At 48.2% G+C, this 17620-nt stretch carries 14 protein-coding genes, 6 tRNA genes and 1 rRNA gene; 2 read left to right on the top strand and 19 right to left on the bottom strand.

What is annotated here, in order from left to right:
* Positions 1 to 66 precede the first annotated feature (66 nt).
* Positions 67 to 1014, bottom strand: coding sequence for a DMT family transporter (locus tag ACFQZR_RS25755; RefSeq protein WP_379351218.1), 948 nt, complete (start codon positions 1012 to 1014; stop codon positions 67 to 69).
* Between the two features lie 122 nt (positions 1015 to 1136).
* Between ACFQZR_RS25755 and ACFQZR_RS25750 the strand changes: the two genes are divergently transcribed.
* Positions 1137 to 1994 (top strand): LysR family transcriptional regulator, encoded by an 858-nt coding sequence (locus tag ACFQZR_RS25750; protein WP_379351217.1) that lies wholly within the window; start codon positions 1137 to 1139, stop codon positions 1992 to 1994.
* Positions 1995 to 2015: 21 nt separating this feature from the next.
* Here the strand turns inward: ACFQZR_RS25750 and ACFQZR_RS25745 are convergent, their stop codons facing one another.
* The 5 genes from ACFQZR_RS25745 to ACFQZR_RS25725 form a co-directional block, all read right to left on the bottom strand.
* Positions 2016 to 3431: a sensor histidine kinase gene (locus ACFQZR_RS25745; RefSeq protein ID WP_379351216.1), complete on the bottom strand. Its 1416-nt coding sequence runs from the start codon at positions 3429 to 3431 to the stop codon at positions 2016 to 2018.
* 32 nt (positions 3432 to 3463) lie between these two features.
* The gene (locus ACFQZR_RS25740) at positions 3464 to 4150 is read right to left on the bottom strand and encodes a response regulator transcription factor (RefSeq protein ID WP_379351215.1); all 687 of its coding nucleotides are present in this window, start codon (positions 4148 to 4150) and stop codon (positions 3464 to 3466) included.
* Positions 4151 to 4290: 140 nt separating this feature from the next.
* The gene (locus ACFQZR_RS25735; protein WP_379351214.1) at positions 4291 to 5646 is read right to left on the bottom strand and encodes an erythromycin esterase family protein; all 1356 of its coding nucleotides are present in this window, start codon (positions 5644 to 5646) and stop codon (positions 4291 to 4293) included.
* A 108-nt stretch (positions 5647 to 5754) separates the two neighbouring features.
* Positions 5755 to 6210 carry a signal peptidase II gene (lspA, locus tag ACFQZR_RS25730; protein WP_018757340.1) on the bottom strand — a complete coding sequence of 152 codons (456 nt, stop codon included), beginning with the start codon at positions 6208 to 6210 and terminating at the stop codon, positions 5755 to 5757.
* A 127-nt stretch (positions 6211 to 6337) separates the two neighbouring features.
* Positions 6338 to 9346 (bottom strand): glycoside hydrolase family 2 TIM barrel-domain containing protein, encoded by a 3009-nt coding sequence (locus ACFQZR_RS25725; RefSeq protein ID WP_379351213.1) that lies wholly within the window; start codon positions 9344 to 9346, stop codon positions 6338 to 6340.
* A 125-nt stretch (positions 9347 to 9471) separates the two neighbouring features.
* On the opposite strand from ACFQZR_RS25725, the gene ACFQZR_RS25720 reads away from it, so the two are divergent.
* Positions 9472 to 10308, top strand: a complete 837-nt coding sequence (locus ACFQZR_RS25720) for a helix-turn-helix domain-containing protein (RefSeq protein ID WP_379351212.1) — start codon at positions 9472 to 9474, stop codon at positions 10306 to 10308.
* 2 nt (positions 10309 to 10310) lie between these two features.
* On the opposite strand, the gene ACFQZR_RS25715 is transcribed toward ACFQZR_RS25720, so the two are convergent.
* The 13 genes from ACFQZR_RS25715 to rrf all read right to left on the bottom strand — a co-directional run bounded on the left by ACFQZR_RS25715 (position 10311) and on the right by rrf (position 17530).
* Positions 10311 to 11411 carry a sensor histidine kinase gene (locus ACFQZR_RS25715; protein WP_379351211.1) on the bottom strand — a complete coding sequence of 367 codons (1101 nt, stop codon included), beginning with the start codon at positions 11409 to 11411 and terminating at the stop codon, positions 10311 to 10313.
* The gene (locus ACFQZR_RS25710; protein ID WP_379351210.1) at positions 11401 to 12096 is read right to left on the bottom strand and encodes a response regulator transcription factor; all 696 of its coding nucleotides are present in this window, start codon (positions 12094 to 12096) and stop codon (positions 11401 to 11403) included. The genes ACFQZR_RS25715 and ACFQZR_RS25710 overlap by 11 nt, the downstream gene beginning before the upstream one ends.
* On the bottom strand, positions 12087 to 12986 hold the full coding sequence (locus ACFQZR_RS25705; protein ID WP_379351209.1) for a D-alanyl-D-alanine carboxypeptidase family protein: 900 nt from the start codon (positions 12984 to 12986) through the stop codon (positions 12087 to 12089). The genes ACFQZR_RS25710 and ACFQZR_RS25705 overlap by 10 nt, the downstream gene beginning before the upstream one ends.
* 176 nt (positions 12987 to 13162) lie before the next feature.
* Entirely contained in the window at positions 13163 to 14287 is a 1125-nt protein-coding gene (gene alr, locus ACFQZR_RS25700; RefSeq protein WP_379351208.1) for an alanine racemase, read from the bottom strand.
* Positions 14262 to 15281 carry an acyltransferase family protein gene (locus tag ACFQZR_RS25695; protein ID WP_379351207.1) on the bottom strand — a complete coding sequence of 340 codons (1020 nt, stop codon included), beginning with the start codon at positions 15279 to 15281 and terminating at the stop codon, positions 14262 to 14264. The genes alr and ACFQZR_RS25695 overlap by 26 nt, the downstream gene beginning before the upstream one ends.
* 3 nt (positions 15282 to 15284) lie before the next feature.
* Complete coding sequence (locus ACFQZR_RS25690; RefSeq protein WP_379351206.1) at positions 15285 to 16343, bottom strand: D-alanine--D-alanine ligase family protein; 1059 nt, start codon at positions 16341 to 16343, stop codon at positions 15285 to 15287.
* Between the two features lie 466 nt (positions 16344 to 16809).
* Positions 16810 to 16886, bottom strand: a tRNA-Pro gene (locus ACFQZR_RS25685).
* A gap of 12 nt (positions 16887 to 16898) precedes the next feature.
* A tRNA-Arg gene (locus tag ACFQZR_RS25680) sits at positions 16899 to 16975 on the bottom strand.
* Positions 16976 to 16989: 14 nt separating this feature from the next.
* Positions 16990 to 17064, bottom strand: a tRNA-Gly gene (locus ACFQZR_RS25675).
* Between the two features lie 25 nt (positions 17065 to 17089).
* Positions 17090 to 17166 (bottom strand) — tRNA-Asp (locus tag ACFQZR_RS25670).
* A gap of 23 nt (positions 17167 to 17189) precedes the next feature.
* Positions 17190 to 17266: transfer RNA gene (locus ACFQZR_RS25665), tRNA-Met, on the bottom strand.
* Positions 17267 to 17276: 10 nt separating this feature from the next.
* Positions 17277 to 17351, bottom strand: a tRNA-Glu gene (locus ACFQZR_RS25660).
* A gap of 62 nt (positions 17352 to 17413) precedes the next feature.
* Positions 17414 to 17530, bottom strand: a 5S ribosomal RNA gene (gene rrf / locus ACFQZR_RS25655).
* Positions 17531 to 17620: the final 90 nt, after the last annotated feature.

Here is a 17620-nt window from a genome sequence, read left to right as displayed (position 1 = left end):
GATTTATTAAATATACATGGTTTCGATTCACGTGTAAAGAATTTCCCAAAGATTCGGACATAAGCATCATTCACGCACGGAACAATATACCCCATTTATTTTCCCCTTGGCTTGGCCTGAACTCCCTAACTTCAACGCATCCCGAACCGGCTTGGCTGGGCGATTTACCAAGGTAATGCCGATCCCTGTGCAGAGCCCTCCCGCAATGACATACCAATGAATAGTCTCGCCTAGAATGAGTGCTCCCGACAGTATACCGAACAGTGGGACAAGGAACATAAACGTGCTTGCCTTCGAAGGGCTGTAATGCTTGAGCACGTAGAACCAGGGCAAGAACTGAAAGATCGAGCTGAAGCAGATCATCCAGATCAGCACGGTCAGGGTTAACCCCCATGAGTTACCGTTGCTCACAAGGTGCAGATAAGGCTGTTCAAGGGTCAGACTAGCCAATAAGAGTACAATCCCTGCGAACAGCATTTGATAGGCCGTTAATACCCAGGTATCCATCGCTTTGCTCCATCGAGATGCTACTAATGTGCCGAAGCCCCAGAACATCCCGGCGAGCAGCGCATAAATCGTCCCTTCATTCATTTGCATGTTGAAGTTCTGTGTAACGATGACGCCCATAAATCCGATGACGACACCCACCCACTGCACCGCGCGATAACGCGATCGAAAGAAGAGAAACGCGAACAAAATCGTCCAGATCGGATTCGTCGACGATAAGATCGCCGATGTGCTCGCGGAAATCGTATGCAGACTTAGATAAATGAACGTCATGACCAAGATCGTCTGAAAGAGACTGACCCCAGCGACATGCAACCATTGCTTCGCGCTCGCCGGATGTTTTCGACGAATGACAAAGGGCAGCAGGAGCAGACCCGAACCCAAGAACCGGATCGCGAGCAGAAGGAAGGGAGAAGCGATATGCAGACCCAGCTTCGCCATCGTATAATTCAACCCGCCGACCACCGTTGTCAGTAGAATACAACATGCAATCATTCCTTTATTCATCAACGCTCCTCATTTCTGTTCCATCATTTTTCTTGATTTTACAAGCGAATAACCATCATGTAAAATGAAAATAAAAGATGTTAAAAATCACTTTTTCTGATGGATGAGGAGAGATTAAACAGATGGAGAGCGGAGATTTGCGAATATTTCAAGCTGTAGCACGCGAAGGAACGATTACGAAAGCCGCCAGTTCGCTCGGCTATGTGCAGTCGAACGTTACCGCCCGCATTCAACAGCTGGAACAGGAATTAAATACGTCCTTATTCCATCGGAGCAAACGCGGGATGATCTTAACAACAGCTGGCCAGACCTTGCTGGGCCACGCTGACAAAATTCTATCGCTGCTCGATTTGGCACATAAACAAATGTTAGACAACGATATTCCGAGAGGCTCGCTGAAGCTGGGTTCCATTACGACGGCAGCCGCCGTCCATTTGCCTTCTCTGATGCTGAACTACCGCAGGCAATACCCGGATGTAAAGCTATCGCTGCTTAGCTCGAATACGAATGATCTGATCGAGAAGGTCCTTCGCTATGAGCTGGATGGAGCCTTCGTGAACGGACCCTTGCCCCATGCCGAGCTGGAACAAATCCCGGTTTTCCCCGAGGAGCTTGTCCTCATCTCCGAGCCAGGCGCTAACAAACTTAGCGATGTGCTGATGGAGCCCATGTTATTCTTCAGCGTGGGTTGTTATCATCGCGGTACGATGGAGAGTTGGCTGCGGGAGGAAGGGCTTCCTGTACCCGAGATCATGGAATTCGGAACCTTGGAGGCGATTCTCGGCGGCGTAGCTGCAGGCCTCGGCACAACCATCGTCCCTCGATCTGTCATTCGTCGTAAGGAAATAGAAGGCTCGGTGCAGGTCCATCCCCTTCCCGATCATTACCGTAATGTGACCGTACAGTTCATCTATCGACGGGATCATTTCAAGACAAGCGCGTTCCATAAATTTATCGAATTATTGCAGCAAAAAGCCTGAAGACTCGTATGATGAGTTTCTTCAGGCTTTTTCACATGGCACCGTAATGATCACCCTTGCACCGCCTTCGACACGATTTCCTGCTTCGATACGCCCTCCGTGCTTCGCAATAAGCAGCTGTGCTGTATACAATCCAAGCCCGGAATGGCCTTTGTCCAGAGATCTAGATGGATCGCCTGAATAGAATTTATCGAACATCCGCCGTAAATCGAGAGCGCTGAACCCATTCCCCGTATCCTTCATGTCAAAGGTAATCTGTGTCTCTTCTACGATGACCGTCCACTCGATCCTTCCCTCCGCTGGCGTAAATCGTAAGCTATTGGTTATCACGTTATCGATTACTTGTTCCAACCGTGATGTATCCAGAAGAAACTGCTGTTCTTGGTCGCATCGACTATTCACATAAGAGAAATCAAATGCAATCCCCTTCTCACGGCATAACAATGCATATTCATCTTTTTTCCGCTCACAGAAGGCGAGTAAATCCGCTCTCGTATACTGGAGGACAAAATCAGGCGTGTCGATTTTATTCAGGAACAGCAATTCCGTCAGCATTTTGTCCGCACGCTGCGTACTGTTCTGAATGGTTAACAAGTACTTCTCCAGCCGTTCGGGACGGCGTGCACCGCTCTCGATTAAATTATCTACATGACCTTGAATGATCGTCAGCGGTGTCCGCAAATCATGGGCAATCGCAGAGATCATGTCGCGTCTCTCCTGCTCCAGCTTCCACTCACGCTTCAAGGATTGCTCCAGCGCGATCCGCATCTCTTCGAAGGCATCGGAGAGCTCGATCAGCTCCTTCGACCCACCCGCTCCTACGACGGAGAAATTCAGGTCATTCTGCTGGATTCGTCTAGCTCCCCCGATGATCCGTGCGATCGACGGTTCGAGCCGTTTGCCCAATTTTCTCGCGAAAATAAAAGAGAACAAGACGATGAAGAAGAACGGTGCGATCAAACTGCTCAAAATAAGCGTAACGAGCAGCCCGTTTCCAGGGTTATTCGCGGACACACTCAGACTGTACCGCAGCACCAGCATCCCCTTTAATTTTTTCTGCGAATCAAGAATCGGGTGGTAGTTAATATATTTCCCGCCCTGTTTCTCGTTCTTGTTCAGCTTGCTTAGCACGTTCTCCGGGCTATTGACGAAGGTCTGCCCCTTCCAGCCGTAGACGATTTGCCCCTTCAGATCCACGATTTGGTACTGCATACCTTTCGTCGGAATAACATGCTCCAGCGCATTCTGCATCGAAGGAGATAATAAGGTGTCTTTTTGCTGATCCACATAACCTAGAATCTTGGGAATTTGCTGCTCATAATAATTGGCTGGTAGAATGCTCTTGTCCGTTTGATTAATCAGAACATAAAGCGTACTGCCCCATACCAGCATCGAGCCGATGAAGCTATAGAAAAGGACGAGGGTAAATGCGCCCATAAACTGCCTGCGCAGCGGTTTTCGACTTGCCTTTACTTCCTTTCGAATTTGTATCCTACCCCCCATACCGTCGTAACAAAGGTCTTCTCCGGTGCTGCGCACGACAACTTCACCCGGATATTTTTGATATGTTCGGTGATTGTGGCTGCGTCTCCCTCCGCATCGAATCCCCAGATCTTCTCATAGATTTGTTCCCGCGAGAATACTTGATTCGGATGCATGAATAGAAGCTGGAACAATTCGAACTCCCGGCTGGTCAGCGGAATCGGGAGGTTCTGGTAGAATACCTGCTGGCTGTCCAGATCCATCGTGAGATCGCCCTGGTGCAGTAGCTTCGGCTGATGATCAAGATGGCTCCGCTGCTCCCGGCGAAGATGCGCTCTTATTCTCGCCTTCAATTCTTGCATGCTAAAAGGCTTCACGATATAGTCATCGCCACCGACGGCGAGTCCTTGGATCCGATCCGCTTCATTGGAGCGCGCGCTTAAGAACAGAATCGGACACGAGACCCGGTCACGTATCGCTTGGCATACTTCGAGCCCATCGAGATGCGGCATCATAATATCCAGAATGATCAAGTCAGGCGTCTCTCTCAGTTGATCGAACACTTCCCTGCCATCATAAGCCACCGATACCTCATACCCATCATCCTGCAGCGCATCGCGCATAAATTCGACGATTTCTCGCTCATCATCGGCGATTAATATCTTTTCTCTCATCTCTTGGATTTCCTTTCTCGTCTATCAATCTAGCAGCTATATCCCCTCATTGTACCTTCTTGCGTGGCAAAAATCCCCCTGAAGCGTAACACACGGTGTTCACGACAGGGGGAACAATTAAATTTTCAGGTATAACCGAGTTAGAACTTCGTTGTCGGTTCTTTGACTTTATCGAAGACGATGATCCCGTCATATTGCTCTTTCGGAATGAAGCGCATCGACATCGGCATAATGATCTCGGACGTCATGCCATCCTCGGCTGCATAGATCGGTTTGAACATCCAAGCGTTATTTTTGTTCGGAGACTTGTGCTTGGATAGATCCGCAAACGCAATCTTATAACCGCTCTGCATCATCAGCTGTTCCAGACTCCCCTTCGGCATCGGCTGAATATCGAAGATCTTCTGTGTCGTAATCGTACTTGCCTTACCGCTGTTCATGTACAGACCCATCACGTAGACCTTATCCTTCAGCTTCTTATGCAGCAATTCTCCCATACTCGTAAAGCTGCTGATCCATTTCCCTTGTTCTTTCGTTTCGATTTTGGACGTATTCTTCGCCAGATGATCGTTATGCGCCCATAAAATTACTTTTTTGCCGGGATACATCACCTTCATTAACCACTCCACGTTGTCAGCCATGATCCGATCGCGGAATTCATAGCTTTCCTTCGTATCGTACATCCCCATCTCGATGAATTTGACCCGATCCTCCAACGTCTTGACAGCGATATCCACCATATGCGGGTTCGCAGGGTAGTCCGCCGCAAGTTGTTCTTTGTTCTCTTGGATGAACTGGATCAACGCCTTGTATTTCGGTTCGTACGCATCCTTCACCTTCTTGATTTCTGCCTTCGCCTCCGGATGACTATCGTCCATGCCATATTGGTTGAGCACCTTATAGAAATCCGTCATCGCTTGCATTTCGAAGTTGAAATAATTCTCGCCCTGATCCTTGTCTACCTTGGCAATCCAACCGGCAATAAATTGCGTTAAGTACCCTGATGTGAACTGCATGTCATAACCTGCTAGATATAAGGGATCGTTCGTCCCCTGCTTCTTCTTGATGTAATCGAATAAATTCAGCGTTTCCTTGGAATGCCAGATGGGAAAAATGGAACGCTCCATCATTTGTTGCGATGTCCATGTTCCTGCATTCTCGTACGTCATGAAGGAATCCCCAAGGCCCGACTCAAATGCAATCACGTCAAAATCCAGCTCTTCGTGTAAATATTTGATCAACCTTGTCTTCATGCTGCTGTATTCTGCGACACGGTGGAAGTTCTCGCCAAGGCTAACGACCGTCTTATCCTTCAAGATCGGCTTCAGAAACGCTAAATCTTTATAGTCCGATGACGTCAAAGATTTAATCTCTTGGATATTCTCCTTCGACCCCGTATTCTTCTGCGCGGCCGCCGAGGCGCCCACTGGCGATAGTAATAGTGAAAATGCCAGGCCCAAGGCCATGATACCTGTTAATCGTTTCGTTGCTTGCATGTTGAATGTTCTCCTCCTTCGAAATCCATTATTACGTCGTTCTCTTACCATGCAGAGACATCGTAACAGGAACTTCTAAGGAATCTATAAAGATAAGAGAATCATTCTTCAATGCGCGTGACATACCCGCTTCTTCACAAATCTCACTGCCATATATAAGACGAGCAGGATCATCCCGATATTGATTGCATAATCCGCTAGATTGAGAATGCCTCTCCCCGATCGAGACATGATAAAATCCGTGACCTGCCCGAACACCAGTCGATCAATCCCGTTACCAACCGCACCACCGACCAAGAAACCAGCGATCATATCCGCCAATCGACCTTTCCAGGCACCCATGCTGCGATAATAGAACACGCCGATGACGAACAAGATGGCGATCACCCCAAATAACCACGCGTAACCTTGGAATAAACTAAATGCCATCCCGCTATTCTCATAATGCGTGATCTCCCATCGTCCGAAGAACAAGCTATCTCCGATATCCAGGTTCATCCGAATCCAAATTTTCGAGACCTGATCGATCAAGATGACGACCATCGCGATCATATAAAACCACATGAAGCCACCCTCTTTCTTCTCAGCCTATGTACAACCATGTAACTGCCTTGTGCTCATCATACTACAAAACATGTGGCATCGAAAAATAAAGGCACGCCCGAAGGAGTGCCTTATTCTTGTTCTATGATTACTCATCTTCCTTGAAAATCGGACGAATGACGAACTCGCATGTGAATTCCTTCTCATCAAGTCGATATTGCTTCATCAGTTCTGGCCCGCAAGACCTTGATCCCACACCGCTTACTTTATAATCCAGATGCACCGTCGTCTCTTCGCGCCGTACAAGATCATACGTATGACGCGCCGCTGTCAGATCCGCTGGCGTGTAATGGGAGGCATTGAAGGAGAACGGCTCTGCGGAGGCAAAATGTAGCCCCATCCCCAGTTCATTCGATACCGCTGCCCATTCGGTGCCGTAACGTGATCCATGCTCTTGTGGCATGACATAGGCCTCATACATGTCATCCACCGTAAGCAGATATTTCCCTTTGCGAACACTCTGGCGCTTATCGATATAGCTCTCATGCGGTCCATGACCTAAGTATTCGACTTCTTCTGAGCCTGCTGGCATCGTCAGTTCTAGTCCGAAGCGCGGTAAGAACGGAAGCTCTTCGCGAACCTTCACCTTCACCGCCACGGTTACTTCACCTGTACCCTCTACCGTCCACAGCGCTTCCCCATGGAGGAATGGTATACGAATATAAGCGCCTAGCGAGAAGGATACGCGTACCGTCACCCGAGCTGGCTCTGGTTGTTCCCATTTGCTGCTGTATACCTTCATCTGCACCTTATCGAAGCCTTCACGGATCCATTCATGGCGCGGATCGTTGTCTATAGGTGCTCTCCAGAGATTATACTGCATAGGCTTCGATAGCAGCTTCACGCCGTGCTTGCTCATCGACTGTATTACGCCAGCTTCAAGATCGAAGCCATGCTCGAAATGAAGGCCGCGGATGGACAAGCGTCCTTCTTCCTCGATGACGGTGATCGGACCCGATTGATGCGCCGGCAGCATTTCAGCTGGAGCAGACGTATTGCTGAACGCGAAGGATTCGAAGGTCACCTCATAGCCCATCGGCGCCCATGCATTCTCTTGGTTCTGCCAGACGGACACGGATAGATATGTCCCGCGATCCGCATGCTCCGGCATCATGTAAGGGAGCTGCACGTCAACGGTCGTCTGCGGAGCAGCCTCCAACTGCCAGATCTGGCCTTGCTCTAAGACGCGGCCTTCTTGTTCGACTTTCCAATGCAGCGCAAGATGCGATAGGCCCATGAAATCATACCGGTTCGTAATCTTCAGCATCCCTTTGGCTACATCGACGGCTCCAATCGATACGGGCGCAAGAACCTGCTTCAATTCTAGCAGCCCCGTATGCGGCTTGCGATCTGGGGTCACCAAGCCATCGATGCAGAAGTTGCCGTCATTCGGTCGATCTCCGAAATCACCGCCATAAGCATAATACGGTTGTCCATCCGGCGTCACTGCCGCAATTCCATGATCACACCATTCCCAGACGCAGCCACCCATCAGCTTCGGATATTGATAAATCAAGTTCCAGTAATCCTTCAAATCGCCCGGCCCGTTGCCCATCGCGTGCGAGTATTCACAGAGGAAGAACGGTTTTGTCTTCGTCTCATCGAGCGCATACGCTTCCGTATCCTGAATTGAAGGATACATGACGCTCTTCACGTCCAGGCATTCAACACTCGTATGGTGATCCCCGAATGGCGCCTCCCCTTCATAATGGACGAGACGCGATGCATCCCTTGCCTTCGCCCATTCTGCCATTGCGACGTGATTCACGCCATACCCGGATTCGTTCCCGAGGGACCACATAATGATCGATGGATGGTTCTTATCCCGCTCCACCATGCGAACAACGCGATCCACATATGCATCTCTCCATGCGGGGTCAGCCGACAACCAATGTGGTTTGCCTACGGCGCCCACCCCATGGGCTTCAAGATCCGCTTCATCCACGACGTAGAATCCATATTGATCACAGAGCTCGAGGAATCGTGGGTCATTCGGATAATGCGACGTTCGAATCGTATTCACGTTATGCTGCTTCATCAGCTTCAAATCTTGAATCATATGGTTGATTGGAATGGTCTGTCCCAGCTTCGGATGCGAATCATGGCGATTCACCCCTTTGAGCTTGATCGCCTTGCCATTGACCATGAAGATGCCGTCACGAATTCCAACGTTACGGAATCCAACGCGAATGAGGATCGTCTCCGTTCCATCCTGGAGATACAGTTCATAGAGATACGGCTGTTCCGCGTTCCAGAGCGTCGGATGCGCTACTTCCAGTGCCAATGTTCCTTGCCCGTTCATATTCGACTCGCCTGAAGCGACAAGTGCACCGCTCGCATCCTGCAAATGCGCACGGACCGCGGTGTCTCCTGTCGTCTCCATTTCAATGCGAAGTGTGGCATGCGAGAAATCGGATGTGAGATCCGTATTCACGAATACATCGCGAATGTGTGTCTTCTCTCGAGACAATAGATACACATCCCGATAGATTCCTGAATAGCGCCATGCATCCTGATCCTCTAGGTATGTACCGTCACACCATTTCAAGACGAGCAATGTCATACGGTTCTGACCCGGTCTCACGTATTCCGTTAGATCGAACTCCGCTGGAATACGGCTGCCTTGGCTGTAACCTACGAACGTACCGTTCACCCACAGATAGAAGCAAGAGTTGACACCCTCGAATACAACATACGTCTCCTTCTGTTCCCACTGTGTTGGCAATTGGAAATCCCGTACATAGACCCCTGCCGGATTCTGATCCGGTACGAAGGGGGGATCACATGGGATCGGATAATTTACGTTCGTATAGTGCATCTGATCGTAGCCATTCGTCTGCCAGCAAGAAGGGACAATGAGATCATCCATCCCGTTCACATCAACATCCGTCGCATAGAACGCACCGTTCACTTCATGAACGCTGCGATAATATTGAAATTTCCAGCTTCCATTCAAAGTTTGATAGAAAGCGGAATGTCCGCGTTTTCCTTGCTTGGCGCCAGCTGTATCGGGGTAAGGGATATAATGAGCCCGGGCAGGCTGTCGGTTGATCTGCAATACTTCAAGGTTTTCCCAGTATTTTGTAAGCGATGTCATAAGAGTACTCCTTCGATTCGATTTGCTCTTATTATAGAGGTGAGGTACCATCAATTCATAGGAACCAAAACAGACAAAACATCGTACAAAATGGACATAACAATAAACCTATAAGGAGGAATCCCATGCAAACACTGCCTTTACGCAGCAATATGCGACGGGACATTGAATTCGATATCCCCTTTTCTGTCTACACGGTCGGCACAGACATTCAAAATCCGATTACACGGCTTAGTGGATTCTCTGCCAAACAAATTCTATTCACCTTCTCAGGCTCTGGCCGTTTCCGTAGACTCGGACAGGACAAATGGGACATTCTTGATCCCGGTTCTTGTCTGTACATCCCGGAAGGCTTGCCGCATGAATATGTATCCCTGAAGGGAGAAACTTGGCATGTGGGGTATGTGACTTTCGTAGAGCGACGCGAAGGGATGCTGGCAAGCTGGGGGTTCGGGGCGTCACCTACCTATTCCCGTCTAGCAGATATCGCCACGATTTTCCCATTGATCGAGCGTATCTGGGCAAGTTCTGGCACGCATGAAGATCCATGGTTAACGACGGAGGTATTATTCTCGCTCTTCCTGGAGATCAAACGGCAGAACCAATTGTTCCAGGTCGGTGATACGCCGATGTTCCACAGCAGACTGAATCGCTATCGGGAATCTGCCGTTGAGAGCGCCGTGCGATTTCTACATGACCACTTGAACCGTTCTATTACGATGACGCAGCTCGCAGCCCATGTTGGCTACTCACAAAAACAGCTCACCCGCTTATTTCGCGATGAGCTGGGTCAGACGCCCTTGCAATATTTGCAGCATATTCGAATGCAGACGGCATTAACCTTATTAAATGAGCACACAGATATTACGATTCGCCAAGCAGCGGCCTATGTCGGAATGGATCCCACCTATTTTACGAGGCTCCATCGCCGCATGTATGGTTACGTCCCGTCGCAACGCTAGGATCATTTCGGAAGCCAGACTTGAAACGTCGTACGTTCGGAATCGCTACTGACGTGGATCTCTCCTTCATGGAGATCCATAATACTTTTGGCAATCGCAAGCCCAAGGCCTGAACCCCCGGAATACTCGGACCTAGACTTCTCCACCCGATAGAATCGATCAAAAATATGAGGAAGATCAATCGCGGGAATCCCTTCGCCGTAATTCGTGATTTCGACGATGACTGATCGTTCCGTATCCCGCAGGAGGATGTCTACGTACTTGCCTTCTTTGCCGTAATTCAGCGCATTGGAGATGAGATTCTCGAATACACGGACAAGCTTCCGGCCATCGGCCGGGACGATCGGATGTACCACTTCATATTGCTGCCGGCATTCCATCCCTGCCTGCTTAAGCTGAGGATCGAACTGAACGACCAGTTGATCGAGCATTTCGGCCAAATTGATCGGTTCTTTATTCAGGATCATCCCTTTATTCTGCATACGCGTAAACTCGAACAAATCATTGATTAGTTCGTGCAGACGCTTTGCTTTCTCATGCACAATTTGGGTGTAATATCGAAGTTCCACCTCATCCCGATATTTATCGCCGTTAATTAAATTGAGATAACCAAGAATCGACGTCAGAGGGGTACGCAAATCATGGGAGACGTTGGTTACGAGATCATTTTTGATTTTCTCAGCCATCCGTTCTTCTTCCATAGACTTCTGCGCTTGGAAGACAATGTTGTTAATGCTCATGGCTAGATCACCCAGCTCATACGAATCCACAACTTCTACCTGCTTATGAAAATGACCTGCGGCGATATGACGGATCTCCCCGATCATATGATGGATTCGCATCGTAATATATCTTTTTTTCTCATGGCGGTAACATAGGAATAAACAGAATCCGATGAGGAGAATGAGGACAAGCATGAAAATAAAACGCCTCGGAACAAAGCGCAGGAACACATCCGCAACACCTTGAAAGACACCCAAATGATCATAGATATAGTATAAGAAATAGTATAGGGCACCCGCAAAGAACAACGAACTGACTACATAAAACAGTATTCTATAGATGGACATATTCCGTAGGACGGCCATTGGACTACTTCTCAATTTTATAACCTACTCCCCATACGGTCTGAATGAATGTCTCGCCAGGCGCAGCCGCTTCGAGCTTATCGCGAAGGTTGCTGATATGTACCATCACCGTTTTGTTCGAACCTACCCCTAATTCATCCCACACGCGTTCAAAAATTTCTTCGGAACTAAACACACGGCCCGGATTGCTCGCGAGCAAATACAGAATATCGAACTCGAGCGACGTTAACTTCACAATCTTCCCTTCTACGCTTACCGTATGACTTTCCTTGTTAATCTCGAGCGACTGAATCTGAATCGCGCTGCCTTCAATCTGCGCGGAATGTTGGTAATTGGCTCGCCGCAGCAACGCCTTCACACGCGCTGTTAATTCGAGCGGATTGAACGGCTTAATCATATAATCATCCGCACCGGTCATAAGACCAAGAATTTTATCCATATCCTCCACCTTCGCGCTGAGCATCAGGATCGGGATATTACTCTTCTTGCGCACCTGTCTGCACACTTCCATCCCATCCATTTTGGGCATCATAATATCAAGGATTAAGAACTGAAACGTCACGCTCTCCATTTTCTTCATGGCCTCTACGCCGTCATGCGCTTTATGAATGGTATAGCCTTCGTTGCGAAGGTACACTTCGATGAGCTCTGCAATTTCTTTGTCGTCATCGACGATCAATACGGTTGTACTCACACCCATTGCTCCTTTATCGCTTTGACTTTTACTAGTATGGAACGAATAGTTGGGATATAGACGGAGTCGAATCCCAAAGCCATTAACTTCTGCGTCTCTACGAATCGCGTATCCGAATCGTTCGTTCCCATGACGACCGAGATGAGCCGGCGCCCATCGCGTGATGCTGTCCCTGTGAAGCAATAACCTGCTTTATTCGTATAGCCTGTTTTCAACCCATCCATTCCTTCGACCGTTAATTCCGGCTTCAACAGCATGTGATTGGTGCTCTGAACTTTCTCGCTGCTAAATTTTAATGTGTACGCGGGTAGGCTCGATGTCTTGAGCACCTCCGGGTAATCGCGCAGCAATGCCTGGGCCAGCTTCCCAAGATCCTTGGCCGTCATTTGGGAAGCTTGATCCCCTTCCGTTAATCCCGTTGCATTGATGAAATAAGAATTCTCTAGCCCCAGCTCAAGCCCTTTTTCATTCATTCGTGCAGCAAAATTAACCTCAGACCCTGCAATATGCTCAGCTAACGCAACGGCCGCATTATTCGCTGAAGAAATTAACATGGCAGCATACAAATCCTGCACGGTCACGCGATCTCCAACCCTTAGATCAATTTTTACCCCGTCAGTACTCGCCGCATCAGAGCTGATCGGAACCTCATCGTTCCAACTTATCTTCCCTTGATGTAATTGTTCAAGTACCAGATATTCCGTCATCATCTTCGACATGCTCGCTGCTGGGAGCGACATGTCCGCATTTTTCTCATACAGAACTTCACCTGTCTTCGCATTGATTAGCAATGCGGCTTGTGCTTCTATAGTAGGTTCAACGATATGTTTAAGGAACATTACGGTACAAATGGCAGAAACGACGGATATTCCTGTGATCAGTCTAGTTTTAATCATTTTCATGCACTCCTATCTAACAGATTAATGCTAGTATAAAGAGCGGATTCTAAGAGAACAGAAAGAAAAGATTAAGAATTTCTAAGGAATTGTTCAAAACGATGGATCCATGATAAACATGCAAAAACCCACCTTGTGATCGGTGGGTTCATGATTCCTTACTGCTAGTGACAAGGTCACCCCTGCTGAACATGCACGCGAGGAACGCGCGCCGAAATGCTGCAGACCAGTTCATTGGTGATCGTTCCAGCTAATTCCGCTAGAGAGGATAGCATTACTGTATTTCCCTGATCCTCTCCCACGAGAACGACCGCGTCGCCAAGACGGACATCATCTATGTCCGTGACATCCACCATAAGCTGGTCCATGCACACCTTGCCAATTTGCTCAGCATATTGTCCATGAATAAGGACTTGTGAGCCTTTCCCGGATACACTTCGCGGATACCCATCCGCATAGCCAATTGGTATCGTCGCAATCTTCATATCCCGTTGTGCTACATAATTCCGTCCATACCCGATTTCAGCTCCCTTAGGAACGTACTTCACCATTGCAATGGTGGCCTTGAGCTGCATCGCCGGCTTTAACTGGAGGTCTTGGCTCATTTCTCCAGAAGGAACACCAAATAGCAGCATTCCCGGACGAACCAAGTCATAGTGGAAATCCGGATAATTTACGATCCCAGCACTGTTCTGGATATGGGTCAACCCTACGGGATACTCTCGCAGCTGGTACAAGCACGAATCGAAGCGATCCGCTTGCATCCGCGTATAGGCCTCCTCTTCAGGATTCAACTGATCCGCGACAGAGAAATGGGTGAACACCCCTTGAACATGTAACCCTGGATACGCAAATAGGTCCTTCACCACATCCATGTCTTCATAAGCAAAACCAATCCGGTACATGCCTGTATCTATTTTAATATGAATCGGAAACCGAATTTGGTGATCCAGCCCGTATTGATTCAGCTGTTCAGCATACTCTGGTGAAAATACCGTCTGCGTAATCTGGTAGGCTGCCAGCTGTTCGAATCCTTCCTGGGGCGTAGCACCAAGAATCAATATCTCCCCTCTAATGCCGTACTGCCTTAGGGAGATCGCTTCATCCAGATTGGATACCGCGAACCTCGTCACACCTAATTCCGTCAGCAATTGAGCGGTTCGCCTTGCCCCATGCCCATAGGCATCCCCCTTCACAACAGCCATGATCTGTGTCTTCGCCGGGAGGATGGACCGGATTTGTTCCAGATTATAAGCGATATGATCTAGATTAATTTCAGCCCAAGCTCGTCTTTGCAGCATAACGTTTCCTCCTGACCCATAGATGTGATAAGGCGAATGATAAGATGAAGATGACGAAAAAATATAAAAGACTACTCGCTTTTAAAATCGGAAGCTGAAGAGATAGGACCCTGACGGCGAGGATCACCGCAGGGTGGATCAAATACAATACCATGCTGATCTCAGAAGCATATCGATAGAATGATTTTTCTCGAATATCGAGCCTCAGCAGGAAAATAAATCCCAAACTTACCACTGGGACGAGCATGAGATACATACTGTCATGATGCGGCCATCCTAAGATTTGCAGCAACGCTGCTTCGAAGACCATCCACCCGAATGCGAAGAGAAGACCGAACTCACAGAGTGCATCTGACAGCTTCCATTGTGGTAATTCCTTGGAAATTAAGGCGCCCAGCGCAACGAAAGGGAGACCGAAAAAGAACCCATTTCGGCTATACTCAAATACAGCCAGATACCCGTTAACGATGTCATTCAGCACTGGAGCTTGCACGGCTAGTCCATAATAGGAATCAGCCAACAAGCCTATCGTATAAAGAAGGATTGAAATCGCTGCGATCCATCGAAGCTGCATCCTCTGCTGCAAGAAATAGACGATGGCAATGGCGCACATAAGCGCAGGTAGGAACCATAAATGATAATAGGTACCAACGAAGATCACTTGCTTGATATAGTGCAGAAGCCATTCCTTCGTAAAGCCTTCGTTCATCCAGACATACATATTCACCGGAAGGTAAATGGCACTCCAGAGCACATAGGTGACTCCGAGCTTCTTCATATACTGCACGAATTGCGACATCGATCTTGATTTCAAGAAAAAATAATAACCCGCAGTCATAAAGAAAAAGGGAACCGCCACCCGCGCGATCACCCTCGTTAGAATAAAATTACCTGTATCGGAATACGATTCCAGCGGGTCCGTATGGATACAAATTACCAAAAAGGCCATGATAAGCTTGGTGATATCAAGTGCATGGTCTCGTTGCTTGGCCATTTCCTACGACTCCCTTGCCAGTTCGATCAACCGATCAATCAATTCGCTATAGGATAGGCCTGCAGCTGCGATCATGGCAGGGTAACGACTAGATGCAGTGAACCCCGGCATTGTATTAATCTCATTAAATATAATTTCGCCTGCTGGCGTGATAAAGAAATCTACACGTGCTAGTCCTCTGCAGCCTAAGACGCGGTATACTTCCATACCACGCTGTTTCACCGCTTCGAGCACTTCCGATTGAACTCTAGCGGGTACATGCTGCTTGATCTCTCCAAGCAGATACTTATCGTCGTAATCCAGGAAATCGCGACTAGGCTCAATCTCCCCAATCACACCCGTGGACAATTCCTCATTGCCATAGACCGCACAGCCCACTTCAATTCCTCGAACTTCCTTCTCGATAATGACTTTACGATCAAACGTAAATGCATATTGAACCGCCCGATCCAGTGCTTCTGCATCACGCACCTTCGTTATGCCAACTGAAGAACCGGAGCTCGAAGGCTTCACGAATACCGGGTAACCGAAGTTCTCATGGATGTGCTTATCGATACGCTTCGCATCATATGTTGCTTGCGTGACATACAGATACTCTGTCGTAACGATTCCCGCACTCTTGACGAGATCTTGCGTGAATGCCTTGTCCATCGAGACCGCAGATGACGTCGTGTCACACCCTACATAGGGGATCCCTGATAATTGTAGTAAGCCTTGAACTGTACCGTCTTCGCCGTTCTTGCCATGTAAGACAGGGAACACGCAATCGACATGAACATGTTCATATTGCCCGTTATCGTCTAATAACAGAATCCCTGGCCGGGTCGGATCAACGAGAATGCTAGCCGGACGACATGTCGTATGTTGATGCCAGCTGCCATCCCGAATCCGATCGATACCACCGATATAATGAAGCCATTTGCCCTCCTCTGTAATGCCGATACACATCACTTCATATATGTCGTGCGGTATATGTTCAATCACTGCCGCTGCAGATTGTAATGACACCTGATGTTCTGTGGACATGCCGCCAAATAAAACCGCTATCTTCACTCGCTTCATTTCCATCTCTCCCATTCTTTTTCTTGTTCGTATCGATAGTATAAAGAACGGAAACTAAGAGAAAAGAAAGAAAAGGTAAAGTTTTTCATAAGAAATAACGTTGAGGATAACGAAAAAAACTTGCAGCCTTCTCTGTGTTAGAGCGGAGCTGCAAGCTTGGATGATGTTAGGTAATGATTTAGGCTGGTGGCAGGTCGTAGGCGGAGTGGTGCTTCGAAAACTAACGAACACTAGTAACCTTATGGTCTTAAAAATCGGGATATTTGGTTGTAACGAATCTCTATAACCTTATTAAAGGGAATGACGTGCAAAATGGCCCATTCATCGTCTAATAGGGTGTCTAGGATTCGTTAGCAGCAAAAATTCCTTTTTATCCTTTGATAAGCATCATACAATTCGTTAGCTGCGATAACAAAAAAAGCTCTAACGACATTTCATGTCATTAAAGCTTTATCTTATAAATAAATGGTCGGGATGACACGATTTGAACATGCGACCCCCTGGTCCCAAACCAGGTGCTCTACCAAGCTGAGCTACATCCCGACAAAAAAGAAATGGCGCGCCCTAAGAGATTCGAACTCCTGGCCTTTTGATTCGTAGTCAAACGCTCTATCCAGCTGAGCTAAGGGCGCATATAAAGTTGTAATGGAGCGGACGACGGGAATCGAACCCGCGACCCTCGCCTTGGCAAGGCGATGCTCTACCGCTGAGCCACGTCCGCATATGAAGTTGATCAAGAATAAAAATGGCGGAGCTGACGGGATTCGAACCCGCGGTCTCCTGCGTGACAGGCAGGCATGTTAGGCCTCTACACCACAGCTCCACAGTATAAACTCAGTAATAATTTGGTTGCGGGGACAGGATTTGAACCTGTGACCTTCGGGTTATGAGCCCGACGAGCTACCGAACTGCTCCACCCCGCGATAATTTTCATGGTGACCCGTAGGGGATTCGAACCCCTGTTACCTCCGTGAAAGGGAGGTGTCTTAACCCCTTGACCAACGGGCCATGTCTAACTTTCGTTATGTGAACCATCTGATGGGCAAAAAAAAACCACAAAAGTGGTATCCGCTTGGCATCGTCCTACTCTCCCAGGACCCTGCGGTCCAAGTACCATCGGCGCTAGAGGGCTTAACGGTCGTGTTCGGGATGGGTACGCGTGGAACCCCTCCGCTATCGACACCAAACGGATTATGTTCAGAGTTTGATCTCTGAAAACCGGATGCGAAATAAATTTGCGTTTTAATTTTAGGATAAGCCCTCGACCGATTAGTATT

It is taken from the genome of Paenibacillus sp. GCM10027629, from assembly GCF_042676425.1.
GTDB classification, from domain to species: Bacteria; Bacillota; Bacilli; order Paenibacillales; family Paenibacillaceae; genus Paenibacillus_K; species Paenibacillus_K terrigena.
Note: the sequence above shows the minus strand (reverse complement) of the source record. Positions and strands in the feature narration are given on the sequence as shown.

What these genes read in the sequence shown, in the direction of transcription:
- ACFQZR_RS25755 (WP_379351218.1), bottom strand. Translation starts at nt 1,014, where the DNA reads ATGAATAAAGGAATGATTGCATGTTGTATTCTACTGACAACGGTGGTC.
- ACFQZR_RS25750 (WP_379351217.1), top strand. Translation starts at nt 1,137, where the DNA reads ATGGAGAGCGGAGATTTGCGAATATTTCAAGCTGTAGCACGCGAAGGA.
- ACFQZR_RS25745 (WP_379351216.1), bottom strand. Translation starts at nt 3,431, where the DNA reads ATGGGCGCATTTACCCTCGTCCTTTTCTATAGCTTCATCGGCTCGATG.
- ACFQZR_RS25740 (WP_379351215.1), bottom strand. Translation starts at nt 4,150, where the DNA reads ATGAGAGAAAAGATATTAATCGCCGATGATGAGCGAGAAATCGTCGAA.
- ACFQZR_RS25735 (WP_379351214.1), bottom strand. Translation starts at nt 5,646, where the DNA reads ATGCAAGCAACGAAACGATTAACAGGTATCATGGCCTTGGGCCTGGCA.
- lspA (WP_018757340.1), bottom strand. Translation starts at nt 6,210, where the DNA reads ATGTGGTTTTATATGATCGCGATGGTCGTCATCTTGATCGATCAGGTC.
- ACFQZR_RS25725 (WP_379351213.1), bottom strand. Translation starts at nt 9,346, where the DNA reads ATGACATCGCTTACAAAATACTGGGAAAACCTTGAAGTATTGCAGATC.
- ACFQZR_RS25720 (WP_379351212.1), top strand. Translation starts at nt 9,472, where the DNA reads ATGCAAACACTGCCTTTACGCAGCAATATGCGACGGGACATTGAATTC.
- ACFQZR_RS25710 (WP_379351210.1), bottom strand. Translation starts at nt 12,096, where the DNA reads ATGGGTGTGAGTACAACCGTATTGATCGTCGATGACGACAAAGAAATT.
- ACFQZR_RS25705 (WP_379351209.1), bottom strand. Translation starts at nt 12,986, where the DNA reads ATGATTAAAACTAGACTGATCACAGGAATATCCGTCGTTTCTGCCATT.
- alr (WP_379351208.1), bottom strand. Translation starts at nt 14,287, where the DNA reads ATGCTGCAAAGACGAGCTTGGGCTGAAATTAATCTAGATCATATCGCT.
- ACFQZR_RS25695 (WP_379351207.1), bottom strand. Translation starts at nt 15,281, where the DNA reads ATGGCCAAGCAACGAGACCATGCACTTGATATCACCAAGCTTATCATG.
- ACFQZR_RS25690 (WP_379351206.1), bottom strand. Translation starts at nt 16,343, where the DNA reads ATGAAGCGAGTGAAGATAGCGGTTTTATTTGGCGGCATGTCCACAGAA.